At 64.5% G+C, this 25,137-nt stretch carries 22 protein-coding genes; 9 read left to right on the top strand and 13 right to left on the bottom strand.

The features are described from left to right. Window positions 1-41 precede the first annotated feature (41 nt). Genes JGU72_RS18605 through JGU72_RS18595 form a run of 3 tightly spaced genes read left to right on the top strand, consistent with a single transcriptional unit; the run spans window position 42 to window position 2,656 of the window. The gene (locus tag JGU72_RS18605; RefSeq protein ID WP_199685505.1) at window positions 42-386 is read left to right on the top strand and encodes a bifunctional 3-phenylpropionate/cinnamic acid dioxygenase ferredoxin subunit; all 345 of its coding nucleotides are present in this window, start codon (window positions 42-44) and stop codon (window positions 384-386) included. Then, window positions 383-1,561, top strand: coding sequence for an NAD(P)/FAD-dependent oxidoreductase (locus JGU72_RS18600; RefSeq protein WP_199685504.1), 1,179 nt, complete (start codon window positions 383-385; stop codon window positions 1,559-1,561). The genes JGU72_RS18605 and JGU72_RS18600 overlap by 4 nt, the downstream gene beginning before the upstream one ends. Window positions 1,562-1,570: 9 nt before the next feature. Then, the gene (locus JGU72_RS18595) at window positions 1,571-2,656 is read left to right on the top strand and encodes an S-(hydroxymethyl)mycothiol dehydrogenase (RefSeq protein ID WP_199685503.1); all 1,086 of its coding nucleotides are present in this window, start codon (window positions 1,571-1,573) and stop codon (window positions 2,654-2,656) included. Window positions 2,657-2,659: 3 nt separating this feature from the next. On the opposite strand, the gene JGU72_RS18590 is transcribed toward JGU72_RS18595, so the two are convergent. The 3 genes from JGU72_RS18590 to JGU72_RS18580 all read right to left on the bottom strand — a co-directional run bounded on the left by JGU72_RS18590 (window position 2,660) and on the right by JGU72_RS18580 (window position 6,463). Next, entirely contained in the window at window positions 2,660-3,157 is a 498-nt protein-coding gene (locus JGU72_RS18590; protein WP_199685502.1) for an RDD family protein, read from the bottom strand. Between the two features lie 736 nt (window positions 3,158-3,893). Beyond that, window positions 3,894-4,874 carry a TerC family protein gene (locus JGU72_RS18585; RefSeq protein WP_199685501.1) on the bottom strand — a complete coding sequence of 327 codons (981 nt, stop codon included), beginning with the start codon at window positions 4,872-4,874 and terminating at the stop codon, window positions 3,894-3,896. A 47-nt stretch (window positions 4,875-4,921) separates the two neighbouring features. Beyond that, entirely contained in the window at window positions 4,922-6,463 is a 1,542-nt protein-coding gene (locus JGU72_RS18580) for a GGDEF domain-containing protein (protein WP_199685500.1), read from the bottom strand. 221 nt (window positions 6,464-6,684) lie between these two features. On the opposite strand from JGU72_RS18580, the gene JGU72_RS18575 reads away from it, so the two are divergent. The 3 genes from JGU72_RS18575 to JGU72_RS18565 all read left to right on the top strand — a co-directional run bounded on the left by JGU72_RS18575 (window position 6,685) and on the right by JGU72_RS18565 (window position 9,804). Continuing rightward, on the top strand, window positions 6,685-6,993 hold the full coding sequence (locus JGU72_RS18575; RefSeq protein ID WP_199685499.1) for a hypothetical protein: 309 nt from the start codon (window positions 6,685-6,687) through the stop codon (window positions 6,991-6,993). Between the two features lie 88 nt (window positions 6,994-7,081). Next, window positions 7,082-9,154 carry an FUSC family protein gene (locus tag JGU72_RS18570; RefSeq protein WP_199685498.1) on the top strand — a complete coding sequence of 691 codons (2,073 nt, stop codon included), beginning with the start codon at window positions 7,082-7,084 and terminating at the stop codon, window positions 9,152-9,154. Continuing rightward, the gene (locus JGU72_RS18565) at window positions 9,151-9,804 is read left to right on the top strand and encodes a hypothetical protein (protein WP_199685497.1); all 654 of its coding nucleotides are present in this window, start codon (window positions 9,151-9,153) and stop codon (window positions 9,802-9,804) included. Before JGU72_RS18570 ends, JGU72_RS18565 begins: the two co-directional genes overlap by 4 nt. Before the next feature lies 1 nt (window position 9,805). Here JGU72_RS18565 and JGU72_RS18560 read toward each other — a convergent pair whose 3' ends face one another. Then, entirely contained in the window at window positions 9,806-10,696 is an 891-nt protein-coding gene (locus JGU72_RS18560; RefSeq protein WP_199685496.1) for a LysR family transcriptional regulator, read from the bottom strand. 133 nt (window positions 10,697-10,829) lie between these two features. Between JGU72_RS18560 and JGU72_RS18555 the strand changes: the two genes are divergently transcribed. Then, window positions 10,830-12,305, top strand: coding sequence for a sodium:solute symporter family protein (locus JGU72_RS18555; RefSeq protein ID WP_199685495.1), 1,476 nt, complete (start codon window positions 10,830-10,832; stop codon window positions 12,303-12,305). Between the two features lie 4 nt (window positions 12,306-12,309). Further along, on the top strand, window positions 12,310-12,927 hold the full coding sequence (locus JGU72_RS18550; protein ID WP_199685494.1) for a TetR/AcrR family transcriptional regulator: 618 nt from the start codon (window positions 12,310-12,312) through the stop codon (window positions 12,925-12,927). An 81-nt stretch (window positions 12,928-13,008) separates the two neighbouring features. Here the strand turns inward: JGU72_RS18550 and JGU72_RS18545 are convergent, their stop codons facing one another. From JGU72_RS18545 to JGU72_RS18530, 4 genes are read right to left on the bottom strand one after another with little or no spacing between them, the layout of a single operon-like run. Next, window positions 13,009-14,361: an NAD-dependent succinate-semialdehyde dehydrogenase gene (locus JGU72_RS18545; protein ID WP_199685493.1), complete on the bottom strand. Its 1,353-nt coding sequence runs from the start codon at window positions 14,359-14,361 to the stop codon at window positions 13,009-13,011. A 15-nt stretch (window positions 14,362-14,376) separates the two neighbouring features. Then, the gene (locus JGU72_RS18540) at window positions 14,377-14,766 is read right to left on the bottom strand and encodes a RidA family protein (protein ID WP_199685492.1); all 390 of its coding nucleotides are present in this window, start codon (window positions 14,764-14,766) and stop codon (window positions 14,377-14,379) included. After that, window positions 14,763-16,385 (bottom strand): thiamine pyrophosphate-binding protein, encoded by a 1,623-nt coding sequence (locus JGU72_RS18535; RefSeq protein ID WP_199685491.1) that lies wholly within the window; start codon window positions 16,383-16,385, stop codon window positions 14,763-14,765. The genes JGU72_RS18540 and JGU72_RS18535 overlap by 4 nt, the downstream gene beginning before the upstream one ends. Before the next feature lie 12 nt (window positions 16,386-16,397). Next, window positions 16,398-17,174: a class II aldolase/adducin family protein gene (locus JGU72_RS18530; RefSeq protein WP_199685490.1), complete on the bottom strand. Its 777-nt coding sequence runs from the start codon at window positions 17,172-17,174 to the stop codon at window positions 16,398-16,400. 83 nt (window positions 17,175-17,257) lie between these two features. On the opposite strand from JGU72_RS18530, the gene speB reads away from it, so the two are divergent. Beyond that, window positions 17,258-18,247, top strand: a complete 990-nt coding sequence (speB, locus tag JGU72_RS18525; protein ID WP_199685489.1) for an agmatinase — start codon at window positions 17,258-17,260, stop codon at window positions 18,245-18,247. An 899-nt stretch (window positions 18,248-19,146) separates the two neighbouring features. On the opposite strand, the gene JGU72_RS18520 is transcribed toward speB, so the two are convergent. The 5 genes from JGU72_RS18520 to JGU72_RS18500 are packed head-to-tail and all read right to left on the bottom strand — an operon-like array spanning window position 19,147 to window position 24,995. Next, on the bottom strand, window positions 19,147-20,067 hold the full coding sequence (locus tag JGU72_RS18520; protein WP_199685488.1) for a universal stress protein: 921 nt from the start codon (window positions 20,065-20,067) through the stop codon (window positions 19,147-19,149). Then, complete coding sequence (locus JGU72_RS18515; RefSeq protein ID WP_199685487.1) at window positions 20,064-21,506, bottom strand: amino acid permease; 1,443 nt, start codon at window positions 21,504-21,506, stop codon at window positions 20,064-20,066. Before JGU72_RS18515 ends, JGU72_RS18520 begins: the two co-directional genes overlap by 4 nt. Next, window positions 21,503-22,498: an FAD-dependent oxidoreductase gene (locus tag JGU72_RS18510; protein ID WP_199685486.1), complete on the bottom strand. Its 996-nt coding sequence runs from the start codon at window positions 22,496-22,498 to the stop codon at window positions 21,503-21,505. Before JGU72_RS18510 ends, JGU72_RS18515 begins: the two co-directional genes overlap by 4 nt. Beyond that, entirely contained in the window at window positions 22,498-24,186 is a 1,689-nt protein-coding gene (locus JGU72_RS18505) for a flavin monoamine oxidase family protein (protein WP_199685485.1), read from the bottom strand. Before JGU72_RS18505 ends, JGU72_RS18510 begins: the two co-directional genes overlap by 1 nt. Beyond that, window positions 24,183-24,995 carry a carbon-nitrogen hydrolase family protein gene (locus JGU72_RS18500; protein ID WP_199686074.1) on the bottom strand — a complete coding sequence of 271 codons (813 nt, stop codon included), beginning with the start codon at window positions 24,993-24,995 and terminating at the stop codon, window positions 24,183-24,185. The genes JGU72_RS18505 and JGU72_RS18500 overlap by 4 nt, the downstream gene beginning before the upstream one ends. Window positions 24,996-25,137: the final 142 nt, after the last annotated feature.

Below are 25,137 nucleotides of genomic sequence, written 5' to 3'. Positions count from 1 at the left end.
TGCGCTTGTAGTTGCGCTATACGCAACTCAATGGAGGGTTGATGGATTCCATCGCACACGTCCCGGACGTGCTGAGCACAGACCTGTTCGTCGCACGCCTGGACGACTTGCCGGTCGGCGAGGTCGTCACGCTGCGACCCGTTGGCCGCGAACCGATTTCAGTTTTCAACACCGACGAAGGTCTGTACGCGATCGACGACACGTGCACCCATCAGGACGCATCCCTCGCCGACGGCTGGGTCGAGAACTGCACCGTCGAGTGCCCGCTGCACGAGTCCTGCTTCGATCTGCGGACCGGTCAGGTGTCGGGACCGCCCGCGAAGGTCGGCGTGCGCACCCATCCCGTCTACGTCGTCGACGGTGCTATTCGGGTGGCGGTGTCATGAGTTCCAGCTCTGTGGTCGTGATCGGCGCATCCCTCGCCGGATTGTCAGCGGTGCGCGCACTGCGCGAGCAGGGGCACCGCGGACCGATCACCGTGGTCGGCGATGAACTGCATCCGCCGTACGACCGGCCGCCGCTGTCGAAGGAATTCCTGCACGACGACATCGACATTTCACTCGGCGGCGAAGACGATGAGGCGGACGCCGACACCACGTGGCTGCTCGGGCGGCGGGCGATCGAAATTTCGACCGATTTCGGTGGGCATGTCGTCATTCTCGAGGACGGGACGCGACTCGCAGCGGAATCGGTCGTCATCGCGACCGGCGCTCGCGCTCGAACCCTGCCGAGCGCGCACGCACTCGACGGCATCCACACGCTCCGAACCGTCGACGATGCTCGCGCGCTCCGCACTTCCCTGCGCTCGGCGCGATCGCTGGTAGTCGTCGGCGCCGGGTTCATCGGCGCCGAGGTTGCATCGAGCGCGGCTGCCCACGGTCTTTCGGTCACGGTCATCGAGATTTCTTCCGCGCCGCTCGAGTCGATCCTCGGCCCGCACATCGGGTCCCTCTGCGCGGGCCTGCACGCAGCCAACGGCGTTCGACTGCTCACCGGCGTGGCGGTCGACCGGTTCGTCGGCGACAAGCGGGTCGGGGCAGTCCAGCTGACGGACGGAACGGTTGTGCCCGCCGACGTGGTCGTCGTCGGGATCGGCGCGGTCCCCAACACCGAATGGGCGAACGGCTCGCAGCTGCACATCGACAACGGCTTCGTCACCGATCCGCTCTGCCGTACATCGGTTCCCGGCATCTATGCGATCGGCGACTGCGCCCGCTCTTACGACGAGTCCGCCGGCTCGCACCATCGCTCCGAGCATTGGACCAACGCCACCGCACAAGCAAGAATCGCGGCCGCCGCCATCGTCGGCGCGACGCACAAGGCCGCCGGAGCGCCGTACTTCTGGTCGCGGCAATACGGCCGAATGCTCCAATTCGCAGGTCGGTGCAGCCCGACCGACGAGGTCCGCTTCGTCGAAGGCGACCCGTCCACAGCTACCTTTACGGCCGTATACGAGCGAGCCGGCGAACCGGTCGCCGTATTCGCCATCGACAGCCCCCGCGTGTTCACGCGGTATCGCAAGCAGATCGAGCGACGCCCAGTCGCCGCACCCCTGACGTAGGAGGATTTTGTGCCCGAGACCGTGCGCGGCGTCATCGCTCGCAGCAAAGGAGCACCGGTCGAGCTCGTCGAGATCGTCATTCCCGATCCCGGCCCGCAAGACGTGGTCGTCCAGGTGCAGGCGTGCGGCGTATGCCACACCGACCTGCACTACCGCGAAGGCGGCATCAACGACGAGTTCCCGTTCCTGCTGGGGCACGAGGCGGCCGGCGTGGTCGAGACGGTCGGCGAGGCTGTCACACACGTTGGGGTCGGCGACTTCGTCATCCTGAACTGGCGCGCGGTATGCGGCGATTGCCGAGCATGTAAGCGCGGTCGCCCCTGGTACTGCTTCGCCACACACAACGCGAGCAAGAAGATGACGCTCGCCGACGGCACCGAACTGAGCCCGGCGCTCGGAATCGGTGCGTTCTCCGACAAGACGCTCGTGCACGAGGGCCAGTGCACGAAGGTCGACGCCGACACCGACCCGGCCGTGGCCGGCCTCCTGGGCTGCGGCGTAATGGCCGGCATCGGTGCGGCCATGAACACCGGCAACGTGTCCCGCGGTGACACGGTCGCCGTAATCGGCTGCGGCGGCGTCGGGGATGCTGCAATCGCCGGCGCTCGGCTGGCAGGCGCCAGGATGATCATCGCGATCGACCGCGACCCACGAAAGCTGGAGTGGGCGAAGCAGTTCGGTGCGACGCACATCCTCGATGCGGGATCCGAAGACGTGGTCGAGACGGTCCAGGAGTTGACCGACGGCTTCGGCGCGGACGTCGTGATCGATGCGGTCGGCAGGCCGGAAACGTGGAAGCAGGCGTTCTACTCTCGCGACCTCGCGGGCACCGTCGTACTGGTCGGCGTGCCGACTCCGGACATGACCCTCGAGATGCCACTCATCGACTTCTTCTCCCGCGGTGGCGCGCTGAAGTCGTCCTGGTACGGCGACTGCCTGCCCGAGCGCGACTTCCCCATGCTCATCGACCTGCACGCCCAGGGCCGGTTGCCGCTCGACCGGTTCGTCAGCGAACGCATCGCACTCGACCAAGTGGAGAAGGCATTCGACGCCATGCACGCGGGTGAGGTCCTGCGTTCGGTAGTTGTGCTGTAGCGCCTAAGCGCGCATTGCCGCCCCATGGCGGACATCGATCACCTGTGTGCCACCGGCAATTTTGTCGTGCAGTCCTTGCTTCGCCGGGCTGGCGAAGATCGAAATGCCGATGACCGTGACGGCAATGCCCCAAGGCCAGTCACCGATGATCGGCACTGCATAAAAGAGGATCAGCAACACGAAACTGTTCCGCAGCACCGATGCGTGAAAATCGGGTTTGTGTGCCCCACCTGGGCCACACACGTATAGGCCCAGCAGTTTCTTGCCGGGACTGGTGCCTTTGGTGACCTCGAAGCCGACGAAGTAGGTCAACATCAGGACGGCGAAGAGTGTGGCTGCCAGGGCTTTCTTCGGCAAACCGTTGTCCATCATGCCGAGCGGTATTGCGACGATCCACAACACAGCCCCGACGATCACGATATCGATCATCCGTGCGGCGAACCGAATTAACGCATCAGCGGGGAACCCGCTGCGCCGAGGTGAAACTGTCGAATTGTTCATTGAGACCTACGTTCGGATTCGCCGGAATAGTGCCGAATTCAGTCTCGAACGTAGTTGCGTCGCACAACAGGACCCAGAGGTGGTGAATTCCGCACCCTGGCGCAGCGGGTTCACACGCCGAGTACCCCTTCAGCCGCACCACACGGGGTTCGCCAGCCGAACGGGATGATCCGGGGCGATCTACCCGGCCGACGCTCCGCTAAGGGCCTGGTCGGCGGGTAACCCGGCGCGTCGCGGGTTCACCCGCCAAGCACCCCCTCAGCCGCACCCCTTCTCGGGATCCGCACCCCGACTTGCCGAACGACACGCCGGGGCTCCCCCAAAAAGGGGTGCGACTCAAAGCACCACACGGGGTTCGCCAGCCGAACAGGATGATCCGGGGCGATCTACCCGGCCGACGCTCCGCTAAGGGCCTGGTCGGCGGGTTCACTCAGCCGCACCCCTTCTCGGGATCCGCACCCCGACTTGCCGAACGACACGCCGGGGCTCCCCCAAAAAGGGTTGCGGCTCAAAGCACCACACGGGGTTCGCCAGCCGAACAGGATGATCCGGGGCGATCTACCCGGCCGACGCTCCGCTAAGGGCCTGGTCGGCGGGTAACCCGGCGCGTCGCGGGTTCACACGCCAAGCACCCCCTCAGCCGCACCCCTTCTCGGGACCCGCACCCCGACTTGCCGAACGACACGCCGGGGCTCCCCCAAAAAGGGGTGCGGCTGAGGTGACGCCAACCGAACCGTCAGGCCTTCGTGGCGTTTCGGGTCTTCAACAGGCTCGCCACGGCGGTGACGACCAATACCCCCAGGATCACCAGCAGTGACAGCCCCGTCGAGATCTCGGGCACGCTCACTGCTTCACCACCATTGACGAACGGCAAGGTGTTCTCGTGCAACGCGTGGAGTACGAGTTTCACGCCGATGAACGCGAGAATCAGCGAGAGTCCGTAGGACAGGTACACCAGACGCTCGAGCAGTCCGCCGATCAGGAAGTACAACTGACGTAGTCCCATGAGCGCGAAGGCATTGGCCGTGAAGACGATGTACGGCTGCTCGGTGAGGCCGTAGATCGCCGGAATCGAGTCGAGTGCGAACAGGATGTCGGTGAACCCGATCGCGATCAGTGCCAGCAGCAGCGGAGTCACGAGGCGCTTGCCGTTGATCTTGGTAACCAGCTTGTCGCCGTCGAATTCTTCGGTCGTCGGCAGGTACCGCTTCGCGAGCCGGATGATTCGGTTGTCGCGTTCCTCCTCGGCTTCCTGTTCGTGACCGGCCTCGCGGATCAGCTTGTACGCGGTGTACACGAGGAACAGACCGAACAGATAGAAGACCCAGCTGTACGCATTGATCGCCGCTGCGCCCACCGCGATGAAGATGCCGCGCATGGCGAGTGCCATCACGATGCCGATCAGCAGCACCTTCTGCTGGTACTGCCGCGGTACTGCAAAGGTCGACATGATGATCACGAAGACGAAGAGGTTGTCGACCGAGAGTGCTTTCTCGGTGACGTAGCCGGCGTAGTACTCCCCGCCGTAGGTACCGCCCCACGCCCAGATCACGATGACGCCGAAGAGGAGCGCGATTGCGATATACACCGCCGACCACGTCGCGGACTCGCGGAAGGTCGGCTCGTGCGGAGTGCGCACATGGGCGAAGAAGTCGAAGACGAACAGGCCGAGAATTACGACGCAGGTGACGCCCCATACAAGGGGTGTGACGTCCATCAGCTAAGGCCTTCCTGTTGGGTCTAGCCGGGCGGGGTCACTGTCCATTATGTCCGTTCCGCTCGCGCGGGGTGGCTGCGGCGAATCCGTCGAGCCTTGTCGCTGCGCTTTCCTTCATACATCGCCGAGTCGGCCCGGTGAATCAAATCGCTCGCCGACTCCCCCGAATCCGCATCGGCTTCGGCTAGACCGATGCTGGCACGCACAGCCAGGACGAAGTCGTCGACCGCGAACGGTTCGGCCAACGCAGCCTCGATGCGAGCCATCACGGTGAGCGCTGTGACCGTCGTGGTGTCGAGCAGGACCACGAACTCGTCACCGCCGAGCCGGGCGACCGTATCCGACCCGCGAACACAACCGACCATTCGCTGCCCGACGATTTTCAGCAGCTCGTCGCCGACGCCGTGACCCAACGTGTCGTTGATCGGTTTGAAGTCGTCCAGGTCGATTACCAACAGCGCCACGCCGGCCCCGTCGCGGCGATGCCGCTCCAGCGCTGCGTCCAACTTTTCGTCGAGAAGCGCGCGATTGGCAAGTCCCGTCAGCGGATCATGATGAGCGCGAAAGGTGAGCTCCGCCTGGGCAGCCGATATCTGCCGTACGAGCGCGTTGTTTTCGACGACGATGAGAACTTGACGCGCGAGCAGACAACACACGATGAACCAGCCCGCGAAGACCGTCAGCGCGTCGACCGTATGGCCCGCGACGAGCCGCCACGTCGCAACCGATGCGAGCACTGCGACCAACATGTACGGGAGCACCAAGTGCGTTCGCTGTAGCGACATCGTCCGGGAATCACCCTCCGCAACCACCTGATCCGCCGGCGTCGCGGCAGCCAAGGCGATCAATACCGGACCGGCGATGAAGCCGGCGTCCGCGAGGGTGGGAATCTCGGTGGCGCCGCTTGCCACGAGATAGGCAAAGGCGCCGTCGGACAAAACCAGCATGACCATGCCCGCCCCGAGCAGGCGAGTCTGCGATCGGAACCGCGCAGGAATGCGACCCATGGCCCACAACCCGACGAAGGCGGTCACCATGACGAAGTCGGTAACCGGGTAGCACATAGCGACGACCAGCCCCAGGGTCGTTTCGGCACCGGCGTGCACAACCGCGCCGAGGGTGGTCGCCCATGCGACGACGAACATCGAGCCGACGATCACCGCACTGTCGAGTAACGACACCGCCCACACATGACGAGAACCGACTTCGGCACGCCACGGCGTCTCGCCGGTCAGCACGAACAGCGCGGGCAAGGCCATCAGCGGCAGGGTGAAGAATCCCAGATCAGCGATCGACGGCGACGGCAAAGGGACATGCAACACCGACCGATACAGCGCCCAGAACACCATCCCGACCGTCCAACCAGCCATTCCGATGGCCATCAACAATCGCCAGCGGCGTTCGGCTCCCAGCCGTCGGCGCGCAGTCCACCAGCAAACTGCAGTTGCTGTCGAACCCCCAGCCAATTGGGCAACGTCATCGAGCAACACACTGTCGCGCTTCGACAGCAGCCCCGAGCCCGCCAGGGCGACGACCAGCACGACAGCACCCAGCGTCCACCCGAGACGCGACATCGACGACGTACGCATAGTTTGCCCCCTGCTCAGGCGCGCGCTCTACGACCAGCGCATCCCGACCCGACAGCCACAATAGCCGTCGATAGCAAACTCGCCGCAAACTCACACCCTCCGTGCACGAGCAAAGCCACTTGTTAACCCAAAGTTCAGCTCGACGTCAGCGAATACGTATGCGCCCACGGCACAGTGGGTCCCGGAGGAACGCAATTGGCCTCGACACGTTGGGATGTGACATGAACAACGTTCTCGCCCTATGGGCCGCAAGTGCCGCAACGATTCTCGCGGAACCGACTATCTGGGCATCGCTGTCACCGGGCGGCAGAACCTTGCTGGTAGCGCCATCGATGTGGCACGTCGGCCTGGCGTTCATCGGATTACCGCTGCTCTACGGGGTCGCGCTGCTTGCACTGGGAATCGCCTCGACACCAGCAACCAACCGCGGCGGATCGCATCGGCGCGCGGCACACCCGCGCGCGAACCCGCAGCGGAACCGGCACATCGGTCCGAGCCGCGTTGCGCAGCTGAGTCACCGGATCGAGTGATCGCGGACCAGCGCGCCCATCGGACTGTCGACAGAACACGGTCAGGCCTGATGCGCCGAACACTGCCCAGGTAGCCGACAATCGAGCGATGGCCCTATCGCCACTCGCGCGCGCGACTCGATTTCTGACGGTCTCCGATCCCGGGAGACTGCGTTTACGCAGTGCGACATCGGTGACTCTGTCGGTGATCCTCGCAACGGTTGCGCTCCTGACGTTCGTTCACGTTGCGGATCAACCCCTGACCGTTGCGATGCTCGGCACGATCGTCGCAATGCAGTCGGCGACGGCCGTGAAAGACCGCCAGCAGAGCAGCAGAGTGATCACGACGCTTCTGTTGTTCCTGCCCGCCATGGGCGCGGTGACGCTTGCAGCAATCCTTTCCGGTTTCGGAAACGTGGGCGACGTCGGATTCGTCGCGGTACTTTTCGCTGCCGTGTGGGTGCGCCGGTACGGGCCGCGTGGCAATGCGCTCGGCATGATTGCGTTCATCTCGTACTTTTTCGCACTGTTCATTCATGCGAAGCCGCACCAGTTGCCGATTCTCGCCCTGGCCGTGGCGATCGGGCTGGCGGCGACGCTGTTCGTGCGCGCTCTCGTTCTTCCCGACCGGCCGCGGGTCGAGGTGCGCCGGCTCGTCCGGGCACTGCGCGCGGCTTCGCTGTCGGTCTTGGAGACGGCCTCCAACAGGAAAGACCGCGACGTGGAATTGCTGCGACGCAGGCTCGGCCGGCTCGGCCAAACCGGCATGATGATCGACGACTGGCTCGACCGGCACAACGCGGCCCAGTTGCTCAACGTCACCAACGAGGACCTCTCGTTCCGCGTGTTCGATGCCCAGATCGCGACCGAACAGCTCGTCAGCGCATTGTGGGCACTCGATCCGCAGAAGCCGTGGCCGCCGGGACTCGGTCGGGCGACGACCGCGCTCGGGTCGTGCCTTCAGGACCACCCGTCGGAGGAGCAACTCCGGGCAGCGCGCAAGGTCGCTGCCGCTGCGGCGGACAAAGCCGACGCGACGACGCCGACGGGCATCGCGACCATCGCCGCACAGCGCGCCGCGCAGGCGCACATAGCGATTCACCACATCACAACCCACGCCATACGTACCGAAGCGCCACCTCCCGCACCGGTGCAGCCGGGTCCCGAGAAGGAACCGCAGCCTGGCCTCGACCCGAGTACGAAGGCCGCCATTCAGGTCGCTGTTGCGACGAGCGCCGCAACGATTCTGGGCGAACTCATTTCACCGGATCGCTGGTACTGGGCGGTGCTCACGGCATTCATCGTCTTCACCGGCGCGTCGTCTCGCGGCGAGATTCTCACCAGAGCCGGGCACCGGATCGTAGGCACCATCGCAGGTGTGGTGGCGGGCGTCGGTCTCGCGGCGTTGGTCGGCGACAACAGGCCGGTGCAGATCGCGCTGCTCCTGATCTGCGTATTCTGCGCCGCCTACCTTGTCACGGTTGCGTATGCGTTGTTGACGTTCTTCGTCACCGTCTTGCTCGCGATGTTGTACGGCCTGCTCGGCGAATTCAGCATCGATGTGCTCCAGCTCCGTATCGCCGAGACCGTCGCGGGTGGCGCTGTCGGTATGGCTGCGGCGTTCTTCATCTTTTCGACCGGCACTCGTTCGACGCTGATCGACAAGGTCGACGACTACCTCGACCGAATGCTCGCTGTCATCGATGAGGGTGTCGGCTCGGTCCTGGCTCCGGGCGGCCACACCGAACTCGTTGCGCACACCCGCGAACTGGACAAGGCTCTCAGCGCCGTCCTCGTCGCAGGAAAGCCGCTCGAGCTGAGACCCACCAGTCGCGGCAGGCGAGGCGCCAAGCGACTACTGCGAGTCCTCCAGATCAGCAACCGATCTGCTCACGCTCTTGCGAGGGCGGGGGTGAACGCTTCGCGTGCAGATGGCGACGATCCTCCGTCCGCTGAGACCGCCAAGGCTCTGCAGCAAGCGGCGGACACTGCACGCCTGACGGTCGGTGCTGTGCGCAGCGTCGTCCACGGGGACCAGGTCGAGCCACCCGAAAAGATAAGTCAGACAATGATTCTGGACGTCATGCGCACCTCGAGCGGCACACGCGGCCCGGTCCGTGGCGCAGTCCGCTCGCTGAACAACCTCCAGCGTGCGCTCGGTGAAGCGACGACCCGACTATGACCGGCGACCTGATCCTGCGTCCCGCAGCCTCGTCGAGGGCAGTGACGATCGCCTACGGCGTGCTGGTCGCCGCGCCGTGCGGCATAGGCATGATTGCCGGTGTCTTCTTCCTCATGTCATTCGACGTGGACGTCGTGTTCGTCGTCGGCGCCGTTGTCTGCGCACTGGTCGGTCCGCTCCTCGTCGTCCTTCTCCCACTGGGTTTGCAGGGTGCACGCAACATCGAAGTTGTTCTCACACAGTACGAATTACGTCTGCTGGACGAAAGCGGCCAGCCTGTACGCAGCATCCCGCTGCAGTCGATCACCGGCGTCTGGCACGGCTACTTACCACCGGGCGCCGCCGCAAGCAGCGTCCCCAAACTACCGCGGACGGTGTTCGTGGTGGCGGGGACCAAGGAGCGCCCGATCGTGCTGCACGGCGAATGGCGGAAGAAGGATCTCCAGGCGCTGTGGCAACGCCTCGGCCGATTTCCGGTCGAGATCGGCAGCGTCACCGAACGCGAACTCGACGAGCGCTTTCCCGGCGTCACCGAATCGCTCGCCGAATTGCTTGGCAACAGCGGTCTTTGGTGGCGGGTCTACCGCGCATCCGCGGCTTTGCTGCTCGGCTTCATTGCGGTCGCAACGATCTTTCACATCGTCCGATAGCTCAGCTGTCGACGCTCGTCCGGACGAGTTCGCGGAACGTGAGCACCAGCGGCTCCCGCGCGCGGCCACGCCGATAGATCAACGAGAACGGCGCCTGATAGCCGAACGACGCGGGCAGTAATGGCCGCAAGCGACCCTGGTCCACCCAGTGTTGCGCATAGTGCTCGGGTAGATACCCGATGTAGCCGCCGGACAGGACGAGCATGAGCTGCGCCTCCATGTTCTCCACCGTTGCCGACCGCTGGGTGAACCCCTGCCGGGCCAATTCGGCTTCGCTCCAGTATCCGCGTGTGACCATGCGCTGCTGCGTGATGACGTCAGGCGGAATGCGGTTGCTCACGAAGAGCGGATGCTTGTCGCTGCAGTAGAGCCAGTGCTGTTCGCGGTGCAACGCATGAGACAGCAGACCGTTCATCGGCGATGCGAATGCACCGATAGCGAGGTCGATGCGGTCGTCGAGCACGCCGACCTGCAGCTCGTGCGGTGTTTGAATGGTGAGGTCGAGATAGACGCCGGGATGCTCTTTGACGAACTGCCCGATTACACCTGCGAGAGGCAACGTGGTGTCCGTGACCGTGGAATCGAGTACACCGATCGTGAGCGTCCCGCGCAACTCCCCCTGCAGCGCGGCGCCGTAGCGCTCGAATCCTTCGAGTTCACCCAGGATTCGCAGGCATTCCTTGTGGTAGAGCTCGCCTTTCGCGGTAAGACTGAAACCACTGCGGCCGCGATGGCATAACACGATCCCGAGATGACGTTCGAGTTGGCTCATGTATGTACTGATTGCCGATGCCGACAAACCCAACTCCTGCTGCGCGGGCGCGAAGCCTTGATGACGCACGACGCAGGCGAATATCTGCAGAAGCTTGAGGTCGGGCAGGGAAGTGCGCATATATGACCCTTCGCCACGATCACGTGGATACTTCACGAATTTCTGATGTGATTATTTGTATCAAGTGATTTAAAACAAGTCAATGGCCCTCTATGGTCGAAGTCACAGCACACTTACTCGAAGGACTTCCCCGATGGACATTTCGATAATCCTCATTTACCTAGGCGCGATGCTGGCCTTCGGTTGGTGGGGCAAACGCCGCGCCAAGAACTCCAGCGAGTACCTCGTCGCGGGCCGTCGCCTCGGCGGAGTTCTCTACACGAGCACGATGGCAGCTGTGGTCATCGGCGGAGCGTCCACCGTCGGCGGCGTGGGCCTCGGATACAAGTACGGCATCTCCGGCATGTGGCTCGTTGTCGCGATCGCGACCGGCGTACTGCTCTTGAGCGCCCTCTTCGCGTCGCGCATTCAGCGCCTCAAGGTGTACACCGTTTCGGGAATGTTGAAGCTGCGCTACGGAATCGACGCAACGGGCGCGTCCGGCATCGTCATGATGGCGTACACGCTCATGCTCACCGTTACCTCCACCATCGCGTACGCGACGATCTTCAACGTGCTCTTCGGCTTCGACCGCACGCTGTCCGTGGTGCTCGGCGGACTGATCGTCGTCGCCTACTCGGCGATGGGCGGCATGTGGTCGATCACGCTCACCGACGTGGTGCAGTTCGTCATCAAGACCATCGGCATCTTCTTCCTCCTCCTGCCGTTCACCTGGGTCAAGGCCGGCGGCTACGACGGCATCAAGGAACGCGTCGGCGACGCCGCATTCAGCTTCGGCACCATCGGCACCGGCACGATCATCACCTTCTTCGTCGTCTACACGCTCGGACTGCTTATCGGCCAAGACATCTGGCAGCGCGTCTTCACCGCGAAGTCACCCGAGGTTGCACGCTGGGGCGGCATCGCTGCCGGCGTCTACTGCCTGCTCTACGGCGTCGCGGGCGCGCTGATCGGGCTCGCCGCGTCCGCTTTGATCCCTGACATCACCGCCAAGGACGACGTCTACGCCGACGTCGCACTCCACGTGCTGCCCATCGGGTTGAGCGGCGTCGTGCTCGCCGCCGCCGTCGCGGCCATGATGTCGACCGCATCCGGTGCCCTCATCGCGACGGCAACCGTTGCGCGCCAGGACGTTCTGCCCCTGCTTGCACAGCTGTTCGGTCGCACGCGGCCCGAGCTGGACACCGGCGACCCGGAGCACGACGTTCGCGGCAACCGCATCTTCGTCATCGCGATCGGACTGGTCAGCATCGTGATCGCCGCGCTGATCAACGACATCGTTTCCGCACTCACGATTGCCTACGACATCCTCGTCGGCGGGTTGCTGGTCCCCATCATCGGCGGGCTCTTCTGGAAGCGCGCAACCGGCGCGGGTGCGATGGTAGCTATGGCGGTCGGAACCGTCGCAACCCTTGCCACGATGTGGGTCCTCGGCGACGTCCTCGCCAACGAACCCGTGTACGTCGGATTGATCACCGCGCTTGCCGCATTCGTCGCGGTCAGCCTGCTGACGAAGCCGACGCCGGCGAACGTGATGGCCATCTGGACGGCACGCTCATCCGGAAAGCCCGAGCCAGTCGCTGCCCCGGAACCTGCACGGATAGCCTGACAACGTGCCCAAGATCGTCGATCACGAGGAGCGCCGACGCGTGCTGGCAGACGCCGCGTTGGCGCTTCTCGCGCGCGACGGCGTCTCCGCCGTCACCACCAGAGCGGTTGCCGACGAGAGCGGTTGGTCGACTGGAGTCCTGAACCACTACTTCGACTCTCGGCACGATCTCCTCCTCGCGGCTCTGCGGCGAGCGGGCGATATCCAGGGCGAGCAGTACCGCTCAATCCTCGACGCCGCCGATGTACCAGCGCTCGACAAACTGCACAACATCACCGCCAGCGTCCTGCCGCTCGACAAGCGGCGCCTGGCGATGACGCGTATCTACCTGTTCTTCTACGCCGAAGGTGCCGCCGAAGAGGCAGCCCGCACCGAGATCGCGGGCTTCCTCGCCCGGTGGCGAAGCGTCGTGCGTGACACCGTCGTCGCGGCGCAAGAGCAAGGCTCGATCCCCGCCGACCTCGACCCAGATTCCGTCACAATGCAATTGGTCGCACTCACCGACGGACTGGCAATGCAGTCGATCCTGGACCAGGCTGCGATGAAGGCGATCCGCGCGAAGGGCGCGATCCCCCGCTTCGTCGACATCGCCGTGCAGCGGGCGGTTGTCCGAACTGGCTGAGCCCTCCTGAACACGCGGCCCCCCTACCGAAACGACAATCGACCCCGGCCTTCGCGGCCAGGGTCGATTGTTGTTGCGCTGTCAGCTACCGGTGATCGTTCGAATCATCTTCTTGTTCACGAACTCTTCGATTCCGTACTTGCCCAGTTCGCGCCCGAACCCGGACCGCTTGATGCCGCCGAATGGCAGCTCAGCGCCCTCGGCGCCGACTCCGTTGACGAACACCATGCCTGCTTCGATGCGGTCCGCCACGCGGGCAGCCTGATCGGCATCGGTGGTGAACACGTAGGACCCCAGCCCGAAGGGCGTGTCGTTTGCAACGGCGACTGCCTCGTCTTCCGAGCCGACGCGGTAGACAGTCGCGACCGGGCCGAAGAACTCCTGCTGATACGCCGGGTTGTCGGACGTGACTCCGGTCAAGACGGCGGGCGGGTAGTAGGCGCCGCGGCGCTCACCGGCGGACTGGATCGTCGCCCCGTTCGATACCGCGGTGGCCACCTGCTCCTCCAGAGTCTCGGCAGCGCGGACCGACGACAACGGGGCGATGCCGTCGCCCTTCGCGAGCAGCTTTGCCGTGAACTTCTCCACGAAAGAGTCGTAGAGGTCGTCTGCGACGATGAAACGCTTGGCGGCATTGCAGGCCTGACCGGTGTTGTCCAGGCGCGCAGCCGTTGCGGCGTCGACGGTCGCGTCGAGGTCGTCGGAGGAAAGCACGATGAACGGATCCGATCCACCCAGTTCGAGCACGCATTTCTTGAGGTTGCGACCGGCAATCTCGGCGACTGCGGCACCCGCCCGCTCCGAGCCGGTCAGTGAGACCGCCGCGACACGTGGATCGGCGATGATCGTCGCCACCTGATCGTTGGTTGCACGAATATCGACGTAGGCACCCTGTGGGAACCCGGCCTCGAGGAACAGCAACGCGAGCAGCTCCGCCGACTCCGGGCACTGCGGTGCGTGCTTGAGAAGAATCGTGTTGCCTACCACCAGATTCGGTCCCGCAAAGCGCGCGACCTGGTAGTAGGGGAAGTTCCACGGCATGATGCCGAGCAAAACGCCGATCGGACCCCGCTTCACCACGGCGCTGCCGTGGCCGTCGAGCAGCGTGATCGTCTCGTCGGCGAGGAAGGTTTCGGCGTTATCGGCGTAGTACTCGTAGATCGCGACGCAGAAGTCGACCTCGCCGAGGGCCTCGTCGCGCGGCTTACCCATCTCCCGGACGATCACGTCCGCAAGCTGCTCGCGTCGTTCGGCGTGGAGTTCACCGACGCGTCGAATCAGCGCGGCGCGGTCGGCCACCGACGTTTCCCGCGGCCAACGACGTCCCGTTTCCGCGACCGCGGCGATCGCGGCGGAAATCTCCGCATCCGTTGCGGTCGGGTACTCGGCGACGACCTCACCGGTCGCAGGATCGGTGACGGCGTATTCGGTCATTTCTCTCTCCTCGGGTCAGGCGATTGCGGCGTTGAGCGAGTTGGGGGTAACTGCAAGTGCATCTATTTCGACGAGAGCGCCGGGCGCGAGCCCTGACGAGACCGTCACTCGCGCGGGGAACGGCGGGGGAACGATCGCTGCGTATGCCGCGTCGAAGTCGTCGAACAGATCATCGGACGCCAGGTGCACGCGCACCGTCAGCACGTCCGACCAGCTCAGCCCCGCGGAAGTGAGGATGGCTTCGACCTTTTCGAGTGCTTCGGCGGTCTGGCCCGCGATGGTGGTGGCGCCCGCGCTGAGGCCGAGCTGACCGGAAACCTGTGTGAACGGGCCGATTCGGCGCGCGTAACTGAAATTGCCGACCGGAGATGTCGCGTTCAAGTAAGGGTGGTTCAGGTCTGTCATGCGGGCAACTCCAGGTGAGTGGGCGCGAACATCGACAAATGTTCTTGCAGGACAACAACATTAGGCCCGTCCGCGCGCCAGCAGTCCGCAAGCACCGCAGCCAGATCCGCGGGTGTGGCTGTCTGCGCCGGCACGCCGAATGAGTTGGCGAGCGCGACGAAGTCCGGTCGCGAGAGTTCGGTCGCGGTTGCCTTGCCGAATGTTGCGTTCATGTACTCCCGGAGGATTCCGTAACCGCCGTCGTCGACGATGAGCCACGTGACGGGCAGGTTGTGCTGACGCGCCACCGCGAGTTCCGCGATCGAATACATGGCACCACCATCACCGCTGACGGCCAGAACGCGGCCGTTGTTCGCCGCAGCGCCGCCCAGCGCGGCGCCGTAACCCCAACCTATCCCTCCCGCACCTTGCGCGGAATGGAATTGACCGGCACGCACGTCCCAGCACGACCATGCCCAGTACCCGGCAATCGTCATGTCCCAGAAAGTTTCTGCATCGTCGGGAACGCCGTCTCTGATTGCGGCGAGAATTCCGAGCTCTTTCGCGAGGTCCTGGCCCTGCAGTCGCGCTGCGACCTTGGAGAGAAGTTCACGGGTCACCTTCTCGGCGACACCGTCGGATGCTCGCGTCCGCACCCGTGCGACGAGGCCCGCGAGCGCCTCCCGCGCATCGGCGTGGATGGCCATGGCGGGCACATGCGATTCCAGGACCCGATGTTCGGCGTCGATGTGGATCAAGGTTCCCTTCGGCCGCATCGTGAAGTAGTTGCTCGTGACCTCACCCAGGGCTGTGCCGATCGCGACGACAACGTCGGCGTTCTCCAGGATCTCGGTCGTATAGCGGTCCTCGATCCACGACTGCATCGACAACGGATGCGTCCAGGGAAAGGCGCCTTTGCCACCCGGGCTGGTAACGACCGGCGCACGCAGAGTTTCAGCGAGCGCCAACAGTTCCGCTTCGGCGCCGGAGCGCCGTACTCCACCGCCGGCGATGATGACGGGTCGCGTCGCTGAGTCGAGTGCGGCCGCCGCCGCATCGAGTAGTTCTGCACGCGCAGTGACGGGGACGATGTGCGTGTGCACGTCCACCACCGGCGGCACAGTCGTTTCCGCGAGCAGGATGTCTTGCGGGATCTCGATCCACACCGGACCCTGCGGATGCGAGACGGCTTCACCGTGGGCGCGAGCGATCGCCGACGGGATCTCCGCGCTCTGCTGGATGAGCGTGGTGGACTTGACGACGTTACGCGCGGCGAGCCTCTGATCGTCGAGTTGGTGCAGGTGGCCGGTTCGCTTCCCGCCCAAACCGGCGCACGGAACCTGGCTGGAGACGACAACCATCGGCACCGACGTGGCGTACGCCTCCTGCAGACCCGATAGCGCAGTGAGCGCGCCCGGACCCGTCGACACGAAGAGTGCCGCAGGTTGGCCGCTGGTCCGCGCATAACCATCTGCCGCGAACGCGGCGTTGTTCTCGATTCGCGAGCTGACGAATTCCAGCTTACTCCGAGTCAGTGCATCGAACAGGCCGAGCGCGTGCTGGCCCGGGATGCCGAAAACCATTTCGTACCCGAGTCTTTCGAGCGTTTCGACGACGAGGTCGCCACCGTTGCGAGTCATGGGTTCTCCTGCTCAGTTCTTGTAGTCGGGCTGGCTGCGGTCGAGCATGCGCAGCAACGCGGCCCAGGCGAGGTCGTATGCGTCGTCGTCGGCGAAGTCGTCCTTCACTTCGCCTGCGAACTGGCGGGCCGTGTATTCGGCGAGTTCTTCGCTCGGCAGCCGAAGCAGACCCGCCTGCGCGGTCACCTGAATCTCACATGCCTTCTCCAGGTAGAACATTCGCAGGAACGCCTGTGCCGGTGTCTCGCCGACGGTCAGCAGCCCGTGATTGCGCAGGATCAGCGCGGGGTTGGCACCGAGGTCGGCGACCAGGCGTGCACGCTCGGAGTTGTTGAGCGCGATGCCCTCGTAATCGTGGTAGCCGACGCGATTGTGAAACTCCATCGAAATCTGGTTCACCGGAAGGAGTCCGTGCTCCTGCGCAGCAACCGCGCAGCCGGCCTTCGTGTGCGTGTGCAGCACGCAATGCGCATCAGCACGGGACGCGTGGATCGCACCGTGAATCACGAATCCCGCTGGGTTGACGCAGTATTCGGAAGGTTCCACCAGTTCGCCGTCGGGCCCGATCTTGATGAGGTTCGACGCGGTGATCTCCTCGAACAGGAGCCCGTACGGGTTGATCAGGAAGTGCTGTTCCGGGCCGGGAATCCGAACGGAAACGTGCGTGAAGATGAGGTCGGTCATTTTGAAGTGCGCAAGGAGACGGTAAACGGCCGCGAGCTCGCGGCGCAGTTGCGCCTCGGCGGCAGTGGTGCCGATCGCAGTGGAGTCGATAAGAGTTGCGGTCACCCGTGCTCCTTGTTCGGAAAGCGTCGGAAAGGTTTTCGCTGTTAAATATACCACTTGATATAAAACAATGCTAGACTCGTCACATGCAGAAAAGCCTCGCAGCCCTCCAGGTTCCACGCATCACCGAAGGCGGTCGGGTAGGCCCGATCGACTCGTCACTGATGCCCCGCTTCGCCGGTCCGGCGACATTCGCGCGCCTTCCAATGCTCGGTGAAGTCCCCGCCGCCGACGTCGCGGTGCTCGGCGTTCCGTTCGACAGCGGCGTCTCCTACCGCCCCGGCGCCCGGTTCGGTCCGGCGGCGATCCGCGAGGCGAGTCGCCTTCTGCGACCGTACAACCCGGCGGTCGATATCTCCCCCTTCGCAGAACTGCAGGTTGCCGACGCCGGTGATGTCGCACTGAATCCGTTCAACATTCACGAGGCTATCGAGACCCTGGAGGGCGCTTCCACGGCGTTCGCGCAGGACAACACGAAGCTCGTCACGATCGGCGGCGACCACACGATCGCGCTACCGCTGCTGCGCTCCGTGGCGTCGGTCCACGGCCCGGTTGCGTTGCTGCACTTCGATGCTCACCTCGACACCTGGGACACCTACTTCGGTGCCGAATACACCCACGGCACCCCGTTCCGGCGTGCAGTCGAAGAGGGCATCGTCGATACCGAGGCGCTCGCGCACGTCGGCACCCGCGGTCCGCTGTACGGCAAGAAGGATCTCGAGGACGACCGCCGCTTCGGCTTCGGCATCTACACATCCGCCGACGTATTCCGTCGTGGCGTCGACGAAATCGTCGACGCACTGCGTGACCGCATCGGCAACCGTCCGCTGTACGTGTCCATCGACATCGACGTCCTCGATCCGGCCCACGCTCCCGGCACCGGCACCCCCGAGGCCGGCGGCATGACCAGCCGCGAACTGCTCGAAATCCTGCGCGGACTGCGGAAATTGAACCTCGTCGGCGCCGACGTCGTCGAGGTCGCCCCCGCCTTCGACCATGCCGAGATCACCAGTGTCGCAGCCTCCCACCTGGCCTACGAATTCGTGTCCTGGTACGCGGGGTTGGCGGCGAACTGATTCACCCCGCGCCGTCGGCGGTTGGGTCGGCGGCGCGGGTTGCACTCCCCCTCAGCTCCGCCTGTCGCCACGGGACGCGCCGAGTGACTCCGCCGACCAGGCGGATACCTGAACATCACCCCACAACCCCGCCCCGCAACAGCCTGTTCGACATACGAACCCGCCACACCCCTCAGCCGCACCCCTTTTCCGGGGAACCCCGGCGTGTCACCCGGCAAGTCGGAGTGCGGATCCCGAAAAGAGGTGCGGCCGACCGGAGCTCCGGCGTGTCGCCACGGGACACGCCGAGTGACTCCGCCGACCAGGCGGATACCTGAACATCACCCGACAACCTCGCGCCGTCGGCGGCTGGGTCGGCGGCGCGGGTTGCACTCCCCCTCAGCCGCACCCCTTTTCCGGGGAACCCCGGCGTGTCACCCGGCAAGTCGGAGTGCGGATCCCGAAAAGGGGTGCGGCTGACCGGAGCTCCGCGTGTCGCCACGGGACGCGCCGAGCGACTCCGCCGACCAGGCAGATACCTGAACATCACCCGACAACCCCGACCCGCAACAGCCTCTTCGACATACGAACCCGCCACTCCCCCTCAGCCGCACCCCATTTCCGGGGAACCCCGGCGTGTCACCCGGCAAGTCGGAGTGCGGATCCCGAAAAGGGGTGCGGCTGACCGAGCTCCGGCGTGTCGCCACACGACGCACCGGGCGACTCCGCCGACCAGGCGGATACCTGAACATCACCCCACAACCCCGACCCGCACCAGCCTCGTCGACATACGAACCCGCCACTCCCCCTCCGCCGCACCCCTTTTCCGGGGAACCCCGGCGTGTCACCCGGCAAGTCGGAGTGCGGATCCCGAAAAGGGGTGCGGCTGACGGGACAAACTCAGCGCGCACCCGACCCGCTCAGCCAGCGACCGCGTCGTCGACGATCCGCTCAGCCGCCGACCGCGGCACTACGACAACCGGCACCGGCGAATGCCGCACGATCTTTGCGGCTCGCGAGCCCAGGAACACCCGCGCCACCGGACCCGACGAACTCGACCCGATCGTGAGAACGTCGCCCGGTAACCACTCCACGTCGTCGAGCGATTCGGCCCAGTTCCGGCCGTAGCCGATGACGGACTCGGTGGTGTCCGGCACCTCGGGTAACGCGGCAACCCGCTTCAACGCCGCCGCCGTTTCCCGCTCGACCGCCTCGGTCCACTCGGCCTCGACGGGCGAATCGCCCTCTGTCCCGAGCCGCGTCGGATACGGCGCAGGCACGCGAACCGCGAACGCTGCCAGTCGAAGCTGCGCGCCGACCCGTGCGGCGACTGCTGCGGCGGCGAGGACGAGTTCGTCCTGATCGGGTGAGCCGTCGTAGGCCGCGGTCACCCGAGCGACGACCTCGCCACTGCGAGCACGAAAACCTCTTGGCGCCAGAGCGATTGGAATCGGCGAACTATACAACAGCCGTGACGTGACACTGCCGAGGGCGATGTGCCCGAAGACTCCCGCAGACGACGAGCCAAGGACGATCAGACCCGCGTCACACGAATCGGCGACTGCCAGTATCCCTGACGACGTCGAACGTGCTTCGTGCACAACATAAGTCGCGTTCACATCAGCCGGCATCAAACTTCGCGCCGTCGCAAGGGCCTGCTCGGCCTCGTCGCGTGTGAACTCACGGAACTCGTCGTCCACGCGCGCCATACTCGGCAGCGGGGCTGCAGGTACTACCGCGCAGACCACCAAGGGCTCACCCGCCGACCTCGCCAGCAACGCCGCGAGATGAATTGTCGCCTTGCTCTTTCCGTCCGCGGCATAGCCGACGACGTACGTCATGATTCGTCTTTCGCGAGCAGGCCGGCCTTCTCGCCCCTGCCGAGGACGGAGTGCCGGATGCCGTAGGCGAGGTACCACACGATCGCTACACCCACCCAGATGAAGAACACGTAGATCGTCGCCGGGCGCAGGTCTTTGATGATCCAGATGCAGCCCGCGACCGACAGGATAGGTGTCAGCGGGTACAGCGGAACCTTGAAGCTACGCGGCAGGTTCGGCTCGGTACGACGCAGAATCACCACTGCGATCGAGACGACAAGGAACGCGACAAGCGTGCCAATGCTCGTCATGGCAGCGAGGAAATTGATCGGAATGAAACCGGCAAGCACACCGATGACGAGGCAGACGATGATCGTGTTCGGAATCGGCGTCAACGTTCGCGAATTCACCTTGTGGAACACGGGCGGAACCATGCCGTCACGCGACATCGCGAACAGGATTCGAGTCTGGCCATAGATGACCACGAGTGTGACGCTGAAGATCGAGATGACAGCTCCCGCAGCAATCACGGTTCCTGGCCAGGTCGAACCGACGATGTTCTCGAGAATTGCTGCAAGACCTGCCTTTTGGTCCTCGAACTCTTCCGCAGGCTGTGCACCGATGGCGACCGCAACGACCGCGACGTACACACCGGTGACGGTGACCAAGGCGATGAGGATCGCGAGCGGCATGTTTCGGTGCGGATCTTTGACCTCCTCGCCTGCGGTCGATACCGCATCGAGGCCGATGTAGGAGAAGAAGACGATGCCCGCCGCCGACGTGATTCCGGTGAGGCCGAAGGGCGCGAAGTTCTCGAAATGATCGCTGTTCCAACCGAAGACACCGATCACAATGAACATTGCAAGGATGCCGAGCTTGATGGCGACCATTATCGCGTTGGTCTTCGCGGACTCACTGGCGCCACGGATCAGCAGGACGCCACACAGCAAGATGAGGATGATGGCCGGCAGATTCACCACGCCGCCCTCCTCGGGTGCAAGTGAAATCGCATCCGGCAGCTGGAATCCGAACACGTTGTTCAGCAACTGGTTCAGGTACTGCGACCAGCCGACCGACACCGCTGCTGCCGACACACCGTACTCGAGTAGCAGACAGGCACCGACGACGACGGCGGCGAGTTCGCCCAGCGTCGAATATGCGTACGAGTAGGACGATCCTGACACCGGGACCGCGCCCGCCAACTCCGCGTAGCAAAGAGCAGTCAGGCCCGCGACCACACCGGCAATGACAAACGAGATGATGGCGGCGGGTCCGGCGATCGGTACGGCTTCTGACAGGACGAAGAAGATGCCCGTACCGATGGTGGCACCGATGCCGAAGCTCGCCAGCTGAGTCAGCCCGATTGTGCGCTTCAACTCGCTCTTGCCCGTGTCGGCACCGGTCTCGTCTTCCATTTGCCGAACGGGTTTGCGGCGCAGTAATTGCTGGGCGAACGTCATGTCGCGCTCCTCGAGAAGTTGCTGTTATGAGAGATCTGAATAGGAGTGCCGTCCACGAGTCGGACAACATCACGCGCCGCGCCCCACGAAGTGGTGACGCCCGCACCGCCGTGCCCGTAGCAGTGCACGACCAGACGACCGCTGTGCTCGGTCGCGTCCAACCGAACCGATTCTCGACCTGGCCGGAATCCGACCACGTCGGCGAGCACCTCGGCGTCGGCCAAACGCGGCTCCAAACGCCGAGCCCGAGCCAGAATGGCTTCGGCCACAGCCGGATCCGGCACGCTGTCGGCGACGCCCGGTTCGTTCGTTCCCCCACAGATCACGTCGTCGACGCGCGGAATGATGTAGGTGCACCCACCCGCGTTGTCTTCGTCGATGTACCACCGCGTCAAGCCCGGGTTGGCCAACCGAACGATCTGCCCCCGGACCGGAACCAACTGCTCACCGGCGACAAGTTCACCTGCCCGCAGACCTGCGGCCACGACTATCGGAGACGATCCGTGCCCGACCTCCTCGAGCGTCGCGAGCGTGCGCCACTCGAACAACACACCGTTCGCTTCACACGAACGCATGAGCCACTCCAGATACACCGGCATCACGATCACCGGCACGGTGCAGACTTCGCCGGAAACGGCGCCGTCCGGCAACTCCTCGGGACGGGCAGGCCGGGCCTCGACCACACCGCCCGCCCACCACGCCTTCTTGCCGGGCTCGCGTTGCACGGAGACACCTTCACGCAGATGCACTCCGGTGGCCGGATCGGCGGCCAGCTCGGTGAAGGTGGCCAGAGCATCGAGCGACCACTGCAGCACAGCATCGCGCGGAAACGCGTCGTAGGGCTCCCAGATTGCTGCCGCGACGGCCGAAACCGTCTCTGCAGGTTTACGATCGGCAATCACAGTGACCCGTTTGCCCGACCGGGCAAGCTCTAGCGCCGACGACAATCCGATGACGCCCGATCCGACGACGACAACATGTGGTGTGGTCATCAGTCGAGCTCGATCGGTGCAATGTCATCGAACACGTCGCCGGGGCCGGGATTGCCCTCGGCTGTGCTGCCGCCGAAGTGGTTCATGACGCCCCAGACCGCGTTCAGCGCAGTCTGCACAGCACCCTCGGCCCAGCCCGCGGTCCAGGAGACGTCGTCGCCGGCCATGAAGAACCCCCGATATTCGGGCGCGAGATTGTCTTGCTTGAAGTGCGTGAAGAGCCGGCGCTGGTAGCGGTAGTGGCCGGGCAGGTTCGCTTTGAACGCACCCATGAAGTCGCGTTCGGTCTCCCACGACAGCGTCACCGGCGAGGCGATGATGTGACTGCGGATGTCGACGTCGGGATAGATCTCGTGCAACGACTTCAGCATCAGGTCCATCCGCTCGGTTGGGCTGAGCGGCAACAACTTCAGCGAATCGTCGGCCCACGTGTACGAGAGGCAGATGAGGCCGGGACGATCGTCACCGAAATCGAGCAGGTAGGTTCCGCGACTCATCCTGTCGGTCAACGTCATGCTCATGACTTCGCGTCCGGTGGCAGGATCGATGTCCTTCCAGAACGGCCGGTCGACGAGAACGAACACTTTCGACGAACCCATGTAGTGGGTCCGCTCGATGGCCGTCCAGTGATCGATCGGGATCAACCGCTCGTCGGAACGAACCGTGTTGAGCAGCATCCAGCCCTGGCCGGTGAATACGGCAGCCGGGAAGGTGTCGATGCGGCCCGACTGATCGGTGATGGTGAAGTTGCCCGGATGTGTTCGACGCAACTCGGTCACGCGCGGCCGCGGCACTCCACCCTCGTGCAGCGATTGCACCGAACTTCCCGCGGGCCAATGCTTTGCATCATCGACAGGCGTGTTCCACAGTCGTTGCGGGAGCTGCTGCGATCCACCGACGATGCCGCGGTGATGGTCGTCCGCGGCTGTACAGACCACGCGGAGGATCTCGAGAATCGAGTTCGGGAAGTCGGTATCCCAGCCACCGGTGCCGAAGCCGACCTGGCCGAAGATCTCCCGTAACGAGAATCGCGCGAATGCCTCGGACTTGCACAGGAAGCCGTAGAAGGTCTCGTCGTCGTAGCGCCGGACGAGGTCGCCCCAGACTTCCCTGATCTGTGCGACGTCACGTTTGCGGATGGCATCGCCGAGTGCCTGGGCCTCGGCATGATCGTCGAGGGTGCGCGCCCAGGCCTGCGCGACCTCCGCGTAGATGTCGGGGAGGTCGGCGAGCGCGCGGGCAAAGTGCTTTTCGCCCTTGAGGTCTACAACGGTGCTCGCCGTGGCGTCTGCCAAGGGGTTCGGGAACGGACTGGTCTGCAAACCCATCTCGTCGAGGTAGTGGAAGAGCGTCGTCGACGAGGGTGGAAACCGCATCGATCCCATCTCGGCCGTGATGCCGGGATAGCCGTCGAAAGACACCGAACGCATCCGGCCGCCGATCTCGTCGGCTTCGTAAAGAACCGGCTCGAGGCCCATCCGCAGCAGTTCGCGCGCGACGAGCGTTCCGGAGAGTCCGCCGCCGATGACGGCGACGCGCTGCCCATAGGCCTGCGCGGGTACCGAACCGATTCCGCGGGAATCACGGACGTAATCGTCGTACGCGAAGGGGAAGTCCGGACCGAACATGGTCAGGGGCGGCGCGCCCGCTGCGTCGTGAATCCCCTCGGGTCCGATGGGGACGGTCATCTGCTGCTCCTCGAATTCTCTTGTGACACAGTGCTGTACAGGTCGTTTCGACGGTCTGGTAGGTGGGTGTTGATTGCTCGCCCGGTTGCGAGAGCGGCGGGATCGAAGTCGACGACGAGCAGTTCCTCGGCGCCACCCGCCCGAGCGACGTCGGCGCCGTCGGGGCTGATCGCGCAGGTGAGGCCGCAGTACTGCAGCTCGGCTTCGACGTCGCAACGGTTCACATACGCGACGTAGAGCTGGTTCTCGTAAGCGCGTGCCGGTACGAGTATTTTGCTGACGACCTCGAACGGCGCCATGAGCCCGGTCGGCACCAGCAGCACATCGGTGCCGGCGAGGGCGTGCGCGCGGGCGACTTCGGGAAACTCGATGTCGTAACAGATCGCGAGACCGACGGTCAGCCCGCACAACTCGAACTGCGACACGAGCGTGTGCCCTTCGATGAAGAGTCCCCGATCGAGGTCACCGTACAGATGCGTCTTTCGGTGGCTACCGAGGTCTTCACCGCGCGGACCGACCACTTGGACGGTGTTGTAGTTGCCGGCGGCGACGGCTTCCGGATATCCGTAAACGACGGCAATGCCATGGCTTACGGCAATACGGGCGACCGCGTCGAACAGGGCGCCGTGGGCAGGCTCTGCCCGCTGCGCGGACAGCTCGCCGATGTTGTAGCCGGTGGCAGACATCTCAGGCGTGATGAGAATGTCCGCTCCGGCTGCGGCTGCCCGGGCTGCTGCGGCCGCGATTGCGGCGACATTCGCGGAGACATCGCCCGGAGTACCGGGCCCTTGATAGAGAGCCGCGCGCATCACGGCTGTGCCCGTCGTCGGCGGGCGTGTGCTGAACGCACTTCATCCTCGGATTTCGACCCCCGCGAGATCGGAGATCAGTCTGGTTTCGGCGTGTGACCCAGACCATACTGGGAGATAAGAGCCGCGTTGTCAACTCTTG

Origin of the sequence: Antrihabitans auranticaus (genome assembly GCF_016481275.1) — a bacterium.
Taxonomy (GTDB): Bacteria; Actinomycetota; Actinomycetes; order Mycobacteriales; family Mycobacteriaceae; genus Antrihabitans.
Note: the sequence above shows the minus strand (reverse complement) of the source record. Positions and strands in the feature narration are given on the sequence as shown.

Bases quoted from the DNA above. Each gene is read 5' to 3' on its own strand.
- JGU72_RS18605 (WP_199685505.1), top strand. From the start codon at position 42: ATGGATTCCATCGCACACGTCCCGGACGTGCTGAGCACAGACCTGTTC.
- JGU72_RS18600 (WP_199685504.1), top strand. From the start codon at position 383: ATGAGTTCCAGCTCTGTGGTCGTGATCGGCGCATCCCTCGCCGGATTG.
- JGU72_RS18590 (WP_199685502.1), bottom strand. From the start codon at position 3,157: ATGAACAATTCGACAGTTTCACCTCGGCGCAGCGGGTTCCCCGCTGAT.
- JGU72_RS18585 (WP_199685501.1), bottom strand. From the start codon at position 4,874: ATGGACGTCACACCCCTTGTATGGGGCGTCACCTGCGTCGTAATTCTC.
- JGU72_RS18580 (WP_199685500.1), bottom strand. From the start codon at position 6,463: ATGCGTACGTCGTCGATGTCGCGTCTCGGGTGGACGCTGGGTGCTGTC.
- JGU72_RS18575 (WP_199685499.1), top strand. From the start codon at position 6,685: ATGAACAACGTTCTCGCCCTATGGGCCGCAAGTGCCGCAACGATTCTC.
- JGU72_RS18570 (WP_199685498.1), top strand. From the start codon at position 7,082: ATGGCCCTATCGCCACTCGCGCGCGCGACTCGATTTCTGACGGTCTCC.
- JGU72_RS18565 (WP_199685497.1), top strand. From the start codon at position 9,151: ATGACCGGCGACCTGATCCTGCGTCCCGCAGCCTCGTCGAGGGCAGTG.
- JGU72_RS18560 (WP_199685496.1), bottom strand. From the start codon at position 10,696: ATGCGCACTTCCCTGCCCGACCTCAAGCTTCTGCAGATATTCGCCTGC.
- JGU72_RS18555 (WP_199685495.1), top strand. From the start codon at position 10,830: ATGGACATTTCGATAATCCTCATTTACCTAGGCGCGATGCTGGCCTTC.
- JGU72_RS18545 (WP_199685493.1), bottom strand. From the start codon at position 14,361: ATGACCGAATACGCCGTCACCGATCCTGCGACCGGTGAGGTCGTCGCC.
- JGU72_RS18540 (WP_199685492.1), bottom strand. From the start codon at position 14,766: ATGACAGACCTGAACCACCCTTACTTGAACGCGACATCTCCGGTCGGC.
- JGU72_RS18535 (WP_199685491.1), bottom strand. From the start codon at position 16,385: ATGACTCGCAACGGTGGCGACCTCGTCGTCGAAACGCTCGAAAGACTC.
- speB (WP_199685489.1), top strand. From the start codon at position 17,258: ATGCAGAAAAGCCTCGCAGCCCTCCAGGTTCCACGCATCACCGAAGGC.
- JGU72_RS18520 (WP_199685488.1), bottom strand. From the start codon at position 20,067: ATGACGTACGTCGTCGGCTATGCCGCGGACGGAAAGAGCAAGGCGACA.
- JGU72_RS18515 (WP_199685487.1), bottom strand. From the start codon at position 21,506: ATGACGTTCGCCCAGCAATTACTGCGCCGCAAACCCGTTCGGCAAATG.
- JGU72_RS18510 (WP_199685486.1), bottom strand. From the start codon at position 22,498: ATGACCACACCACATGTTGTCGTCGTCGGATCGGGCGTCATCGGATTG.
- JGU72_RS18505 (WP_199685485.1), bottom strand. From the start codon at position 24,186: ATGACCGTCCCCATCGGACCCGAGGGGATTCACGACGCAGCGGGCGCG.
- JGU72_RS18500 (WP_199686074.1), bottom strand. From the start codon at position 24,995: ATGCGCGCGGCTCTCTATCAAGGGCCCGGTACTCCGGGCGATGTCTCC.